Origin of the sequence: Flavobacterium glycogeni, from assembly GCF_048286775.1 — a bacterium.
Taxonomy (GTDB): domain Bacteria; phylum Bacteroidota; class Bacteroidia; order Flavobacteriales; family Flavobacteriaceae; genus Flavobacterium.
The window spans coordinates 34,655-41,282 of sequence record NZ_JBLVPV010000028.1; the positions used below are offsets into that span (position 1 = coordinate 34,655).

Annotated in this window: 7 protein-coding genes and 1 tRNA gene; 2 read left to right on the top strand and 6 right to left on the bottom strand. The window is 35.9% G+C overall.

Translation table 11 applies throughout. The features are described 5' to 3' along the window. Positions 1-85: 85 nt before the first annotated feature. The 5 genes from ACNQGX_RS16335 to ACNQGX_RS16355 form a co-directional block, all read right to left on the bottom strand. Positions 86-1,015 carry a bifunctional riboflavin kinase/FAD synthetase gene (locus tag ACNQGX_RS16335; RefSeq protein WP_417978020.1) on the bottom strand — a complete coding sequence of 310 codons (930 nt, stop codon included), beginning with the start codon at positions 1,013-1,015 and terminating at the stop codon, positions 86-88. A 99-nt stretch (positions 1,016-1,114) separates the two neighbouring features. After that, positions 1,115-3,151, bottom strand: a complete 2,037-nt coding sequence (locus ACNQGX_RS16340) for a T9SS type A sorting domain-containing protein (RefSeq protein WP_417978021.1) — start codon at positions 3,149-3,151, stop codon at positions 1,115-1,117. Positions 3,152-3,265: 114 nt separating this feature from the next. Next, a complete protein-coding gene (gene pth, locus ACNQGX_RS16345) occupies positions 3,266-3,832 on the bottom strand; it encodes an aminoacyl-tRNA hydrolase (protein ID WP_417978023.1) in 567 nt (188 codons plus the stop codon). Positions 3,833-4,284: 452 nt separating this feature from the next. Beyond that, positions 4,285-4,896, bottom strand: a complete 612-nt coding sequence (locus tag ACNQGX_RS16350; RefSeq protein WP_417978025.1) for a 50S ribosomal protein L25/general stress protein Ctc — start codon at positions 4,894-4,896, stop codon at positions 4,285-4,287. Positions 4,897-5,002: 106 nt separating this feature from the next. Further along, positions 5,003-5,944 carry a ribose-phosphate pyrophosphokinase gene (locus ACNQGX_RS16355; RefSeq protein WP_417978027.1) on the bottom strand — a complete coding sequence of 314 codons (942 nt, stop codon included), beginning with the start codon at positions 5,942-5,944 and terminating at the stop codon, positions 5,003-5,005. A gap of 218 nt (positions 5,945-6,162) precedes the next feature. Between ACNQGX_RS16355 and ACNQGX_RS16360 the strand changes: the two genes are divergently transcribed. Next, positions 6,163-6,242 (top strand) — tRNA-Leu (locus ACNQGX_RS16360). Further along, a complete protein-coding gene (locus ACNQGX_RS16365) occupies positions 6,206-6,331 on the top strand; it encodes a hypothetical protein (protein WP_417978029.1) in 126 nt (41 codons plus the stop codon). The genes ACNQGX_RS16360 and ACNQGX_RS16365 overlap by 37 nt, the downstream gene beginning before the upstream one ends. A gap of 37 nt (positions 6,332-6,368) precedes the next feature. Here ACNQGX_RS16365 and ACNQGX_RS16370 read toward each other — a convergent pair. Next, a partial coding sequence (locus ACNQGX_RS16370) for a transposase (RefSeq protein ID WP_417978031.1) occupies positions 6,369-6,628 on the bottom strand: 260 nt, incomplete at its 5' end.

Here is a 6,628-nt window from a genome sequence, read left to right on the forward strand (position 1 = left end):
TTATGAGAAAAAAGGTATATTACAATCAAATTTACAGAAAAAATAGCAATGTTTTATGAAAAATATAAAAGATTTTGGTTCCGAATTAAAATTTATTCAAGTAGCTGAGTGCCGTTTTTTTGTCTTTCTCAAGTTGTTCTTTTAGGAGGTCGACAGATTCAAATTTCTGTTCTGAACGAATCCTCTGAAGTATTGAAACACTGATTTTTTGATTGTATAAATCAGCATTAAAATCAAAATAATGAATTTCAATAGACTGATTTTGTCCGCCAACAGTAGGATTGAATCCAATGTTCATCATTCCAAAAACGGCTTGTCCCTTAATTATGCTTTTTACAATATAAACTCCGTTTTGCGGAATCAGTTTGTAGTTTTCTTCGATTTTTAAGTTGGCCGTTGGAAAACCAATGGTTCGTCCTAACTGTTTTCCTTTGACAATAATTCCGGTTAGGAAGTAATCGTATCCTAAATAATTGTTGGCCAAAGCCATATCTCCTTGTAATAGGGCGTTTCTGATTTTGGTAGAGCTCACGGAAATGTCATTAATTTCCTGAACTGATATTTGTTCCACTTCAAAATCATATTCTTTACCAAAAGCGATAAGATCGTCAATGTTAGCTGTTCGATTTCTTCCAAATCGATGGTCGTGACCAATAATTATTTTTTGGATATGAAATCGATCAACAAGAATGGTACTCACAAATTCTTCGGCAGTTAATCTCGAAAACGCTTCGTCAAAAGGATGGATGACAAGGTTTTCAATGCCGATTTTTTCGAGCAATTCGATTTTTTCATCTATGGTGTTGAGCAATTTTATATCAGAGTGTTCTTGTAACACCATTCTGGGATGCGGGAAAAAAGTAAGGACTAAACTTTCGTATTTCTCGCTCTCCGTATTTTTGGTTATTTTTTTTAGAATTTTTTTATGACCAATATGTACTCCGTCAAAGGTTCCTAAGGTTAGAATCGTTTTTTTTGTGGAGCTAAAATCGTTTATAGAATGAAAAATCTTCAAAGCAAGTGTTTTATGAAAGTGCAAATTTAAGGTATCCAATTGATATAACTAAAAAAGGATTGAAAACTTCAATCCTTTTTTAGTTGATTTTATAATTTTTTATTTCTTAATAAATCGAATGGTGGTCGTTTCGGATTTATTTTTCGATAATTTTAAAAAATAAATACCTTGTGTTAAATTTGAGACGTTTATATGAAGATCATCTTCTGATTTGATTTTTTTAGATTTTATAATTTGACCCGAACTGTTGATAACGCTGTAAGTGTCTGGAGTCTCTGATTTATTTTCAACAACGATATTCAATATATTTGATGTGGGATTTGGGTAAAGATAAACCGAATTTAAGTTTTTGACTTCATGGGTTGATAGTAAATTGATGCTGAAATCTTTTGATTCTGTTCCTCCAAAAGTCCCGCCAGAAGCGATAATTTCACCTGTAGGTGTTTTTAAGGTGTAAGATCCGTTTCCATAATCACAACAGATTCCATCGTCCTGAGTGTCTAAAATAGTAAATGTATAGCAATCATTACTGTCAAGATCAAAACTGCTATTTATTGGGTCGGGAAGTGGTGCGGTCTCCACGGTATCAGTATAAGGTCCGCCTTCATGCAATATGGTTCCTGCAGTGTTTGTTAGTTTCCACGTAGTTTCTGTGCCGAAGCGGTCTAGTTGTAGTGAGAAGTTTACTGTATTAGACGAGTAGTTTTTTGTAATGTCAAAATTCGCCGTGCTGGTATTGTTAGAGATGTTTTGATCCGTTGTTCCATTCGTACCGGTTATTGTACTGCTGAAATTATGATTCCCTCCGGTTGTAGTTAAACTATTTAAAGTAATGTCTTGCGATTCATTATTAGCCAGATTACCTGTCCAATTATAAGTTTGTAAATTTTGATTGTCAATGCCATAATTAATAGAAGCCTGCGTCAATGCGGAGCTTCCTTTATTTACAATTCTGATAACAGGGGTGAAGTTTTTACTGCAGGAAACAATGTTTAGATTTACAACCATCACTGTAGCGTCATTGACGAAAGTTACTCCAGGATCAAGTGCATCAGAAGTTTTTAATGAAACTCTTCGAATTGAATTATTCATAACGGTTATCATACGCGTTTTTTGATTCGCTGTAAATATGTTCATGCAGGCATCATTAGTATAGTCCATGTAATTTTCAACCATATCTAACCCTGGAGATGTCGGGCAGGAATCAACACCTGTTGGACATCCTTCATTTTTATGCCCCGCATTAGGCGTATCTTCGCAAAAATCATCTACGTCACACCCTCCATCTCCCCAGATATGTCTTAATCCGAGCCAATGTCCCACTTCATGTGAGGTTGTTCTTCCTTTGTCGTAATCTGTTACATATGTCCCTCCGGGAAAGTAGCTTGATGAACCAAAAAAGGCATAACCAATCACTACACCATCAGTATTAGCTGGGCCTTCATCTGCGTTTATTCCTGGCAAGCCGGATGCACTTGGAAATTGTGCATATCCCAAAAGTTCGTTAGTTGTGAATTTGACGACCCAAATGTTAAGATATTTTTCAGGATCCCATTGCGTTTGAGGTCTTACAGTACTATTAATTCCGTCAGTTGACCAGCTTTCCTGTCCTAAGTTTACTCGGTTTATTCCATTTGATAAAACTCCGTAAGGATCACGTTTTGCAAGAGCGAATTCAATTTCAACATCGGCTCCGACGGGATTAGTATTAAAACCTGGAGTGTTCATTTTTCTTCTAAAATCTTCATTCAGTACCTGTATTTGGGAGGTCACTTGTTGATCAAATATGTTTTCATCAACTCCTATGATGTCCCCATTATGGATAATATGCACTACAACAGGAATTGTTATGATCGCAGTTTGTTTTAATCCTTTAGATGTGTTTTTTATTTTTTGTTTTTCAATTGTAATTTTTGGCGCTATCCATTGTTCAAATTCGGTTGTAGATAATCTATTTGGATTTTTGGACTTCAAATATTCTTCGTATTCTGTGGTTGCGCATCGAATGAAAGAGCCTTTTTTAATGATTTGCTTTTTACCAAAAAGTATAACCTCAGTTGTATTGTTTACTTGGGCAAACGAACAATTGACTGAAAAAAAAAGGGATAGTAAGAAAATAAAAGTAATTTTTTTCATATTGTAAGTTTGTCAATTTTTAGGTCAATTAATATGCATTAAAATTAATTATTATTATCGTCTAATACAAGTTAATTCAAAATCTATTTGTTAACGGCTAAGAATGTTGCAGTTTTATTTTCCATTAAATGCGGTCATGGTGTTTTCTAAACCTGCGGTTCCAAATGATTTTATAATCTCGGAAGCCAACTCCAGTCGTTCCGGAAGTGCTGCTTTTTCAGCATCATCCCAGTCTCCAAGAACATAATCCACTTGTTTTCCTTTTTTGAATTCGTCGCTTATGCCAAAACGAAACCGGGTGTAGTTTTGCGTATTCAGGATAAGATTGATGTTTTTGAGTCCGTTGTGTCCGCCATCACTGCCTTTTGGTTTGATGCGGATGGTTCCAAAAGAAAGATTCAAATCATCGGTAATTACCAGAATGTTTTCCAAAGGGATATTTTCCTTATCCATCCAGTATTGTACCGCTTTACCGCTCAAATTCATATAGGTATTTGGTTTTAGCAGTAAGAAGGTTCTTCCTTTGAATTTATATTCGGCAAGCGAACCCAGTTTTACGGTTTCGAAGTTGACTCCTTCTTTTCGGGCCAAGAAATCAACTATTTTAAAACCGATGTTGTGACGTGTGTTTACATATTCGGCGCCAATGTTGCCGAGTCCAACTATTAAAAATTTCTTCATACAATCCGTATTGTCTTCTGTTTTTGTTGTTCAAATGTTTAATCCCGATAAGCTGTCGGGACATTTTATCATGCTGTAAAAATAGACTTAATCTGTTAATTAAGGAAACTTGTGTGTTGGAAAATGTTTTGCGGGTAGCGCAGAGGCCACCCCGCCCGTTAGGCACCCCTCCAGAGGAGGGGAAGTCGCGCGTATTCCCCTCCTCTGGAGGGGTGCCTGGAAGGCGGGGTGGTTTTTTTGCCAATCTTGCGATAATCTCAAGAACAAAACTGTAAAACCCAATTAGCCCCGATGGAAGGGAAAATCCTTTTTTGAGGCGATTTTTTTTCGACTCAAAAAAGATTGGAATGACAGCGGGAAACCTATTTTGTAGAATGCCTAATCTTTCGCTTCTATGCATAAAAAAAGCGCCAGTTGTGTAACTGACGCTTTCTTGAATGATTGAAAAAATATTATTTTTTCTTTCCTTTTGCAGGAGCTTTTGCTGCTTTTGCTGCTTCTTGAGCCGCTTTCATAGCCGCACGAGAAATCTTCACTTGACAAATAACTGTGTTGTCTGGGTGCATGATTTTGTAGTTTGGAGAAGCCACTTTAGTAACGTATAACTTGTTACCCATGTCAAGTGGAGTAATGTCAGCTTCGATAAAATCTGGAAGATTTTTCGGTAAAGCTTTTACTTTTAATTTACGAGTGTTCAAACGTAAATCTCCACCAGCCATAACTCCTTTAGAGTTACCAACGATTTTTACAGGAACTTCCATAGTGATTTCTTTGTCATCAAATAATTGAAAGAAGTCAATATGTAAAATCTTGTCAGACACCGGGTGAACCTGAATGTCTTGTAAAATCGCGTTAAATGATTTTCCTTTTCCAAGATCGATCTCAACTGTGTGAGCGTTTGGAGTGTAAACCAAGTTTTTGAAAGCCATAACTTCTGCTGAGAAATGAACTGCCTGATTTCCTCCGTATAATACGCAAGGAACCAATCCAGCATTACGTAGGGCTTTAGTTGCTACTTTACCCACGCTTTCTCTTTCTGATCCTTTAATTGTAATCGATTTCATTGTAAAAAAAATATAGTTATTAAATAATATTACTTGTTTGGCTTTTAGCTTTTGACTATCGGCATGACTTTATAACTTTAAGACATTTGACTTTACGACTTATGTCTTACATTATGAACTTTCCACTAATGGAATTGTTGTGGTGCACCATGTGCATAACTTCAGCAAAAAGTGGTGCACAACTCAACACTCTTATTTTGTTTGATTCTTTCTTTAGAGGAATAGAATCGGTAACTATTAATTCTAATAATTTAGAATTTTCTATTTTTTCGTAAGCGTCACCAGATAAAATAGCGTGGGTACAAATCGCTCTTACGCTCAATGCTCCTTTTTCGATCATTAAATCTGCGGCTTTCGCCAAAGTGCCTCCGGTATCAATCATGTCGTCTACTAAGATTACATTTCTACCTTTAACCTCGCCAATTAATTCCATCGTGTCGATGATATTGGCAATTTTTCTTTGTTTGTAACAAATCACTACATCCGATTCTAAAAACTTAGAATACGCATACGCTCTTTTTGAACCTCCCATGTCTGGAGATGCGATTGTCAAATTATCTAAGCCTAAACTTTTAACGTAAGGCAAAAATATGGTTGATGCAAAAAGATGGTCTACCGGTTTTTCAAAGAATCCTTGAATTTGATCAGCATGCAAATCCATAGTCATGATTCTTGTTGCTCCAGCGCTTTCTAACAATTTTGCTGTCAATTTTGCTCCTATCGGAACTCTTGGCTTGTCTTTTCTATCTTGTCTTGCCCAACCAAAGTAAGGAATTACTGCGGTAATGTGTCTTGCTGAAGCACGTTTTGCAGCGTCAATCATTAATAACAATTCCATCAAATTATCTGCATTCGGAAAAGTGGAGCAAACGATAAAAACGCGTAATCCTCTGATGGACTCTTCGTAAGAAGGTTGAAATTCACCATCGCTATATTTAGACATGGTAACTTTTCCTAACGGAATTCCGTATTTCTCAGCAATTTTTTCTGCAAGATAGACACTTTGTGAACAAGCAAAAATTTTAGCTTCAGGTTCTAGGTGTGACATTAATTTGTTGTTTTGTAGTTAGTTAGTGTGTTTCATTTTACCGAGGTGCAAATTTATAAAATTTATTCAACTCTGAAAGGAAAAAATTAAGTATTTTTAGTTGAACATTTAATATTATTTTTTACATTTGCACCGTGTTAAAGGAATTGATGGTTGATTTAAACACAATCACATCTTTTATTGCGTTGAGATAACTGTCGTTATTTCATGTCTGCTAAGCCCGGATGGCGGAATTGGTAGACGCGCTGGTCTCAAACACCTGTGGGAAACCGTGCCGGTTCGACTCCGGCTCCGGGTACAAAAACCGCTTCGAAAGAAGCGGTTTTTTTGGTTTTAATTCACAACGAATTCCTGATAATTAATTCACAACGAATTCCTGATAATTAATTCACACTTGTTTTGGATCAAGTTCAAAAGTTGGGGATTACGCAAAAAGGTTGGATAATCTGAATAAGAAGAAATCTATCTTTCTTACACCTCTAAATTGACTTCTAAATGCTTTTATCTTGGCGTTAAAAGATTCTGCCGATGCATTTGTACTTCGATTGTCAAAAAAGTTTAAAATTGATTGGTAATTAAAAGTTATGGTATTGAGGAGGATGTTGAAGTTTTTAAAGCCAGATTCTTCAATTTTTCTGTACCAATGAGCCAATTTAGTCATGGCAATCTGTTTATCATTGTTAT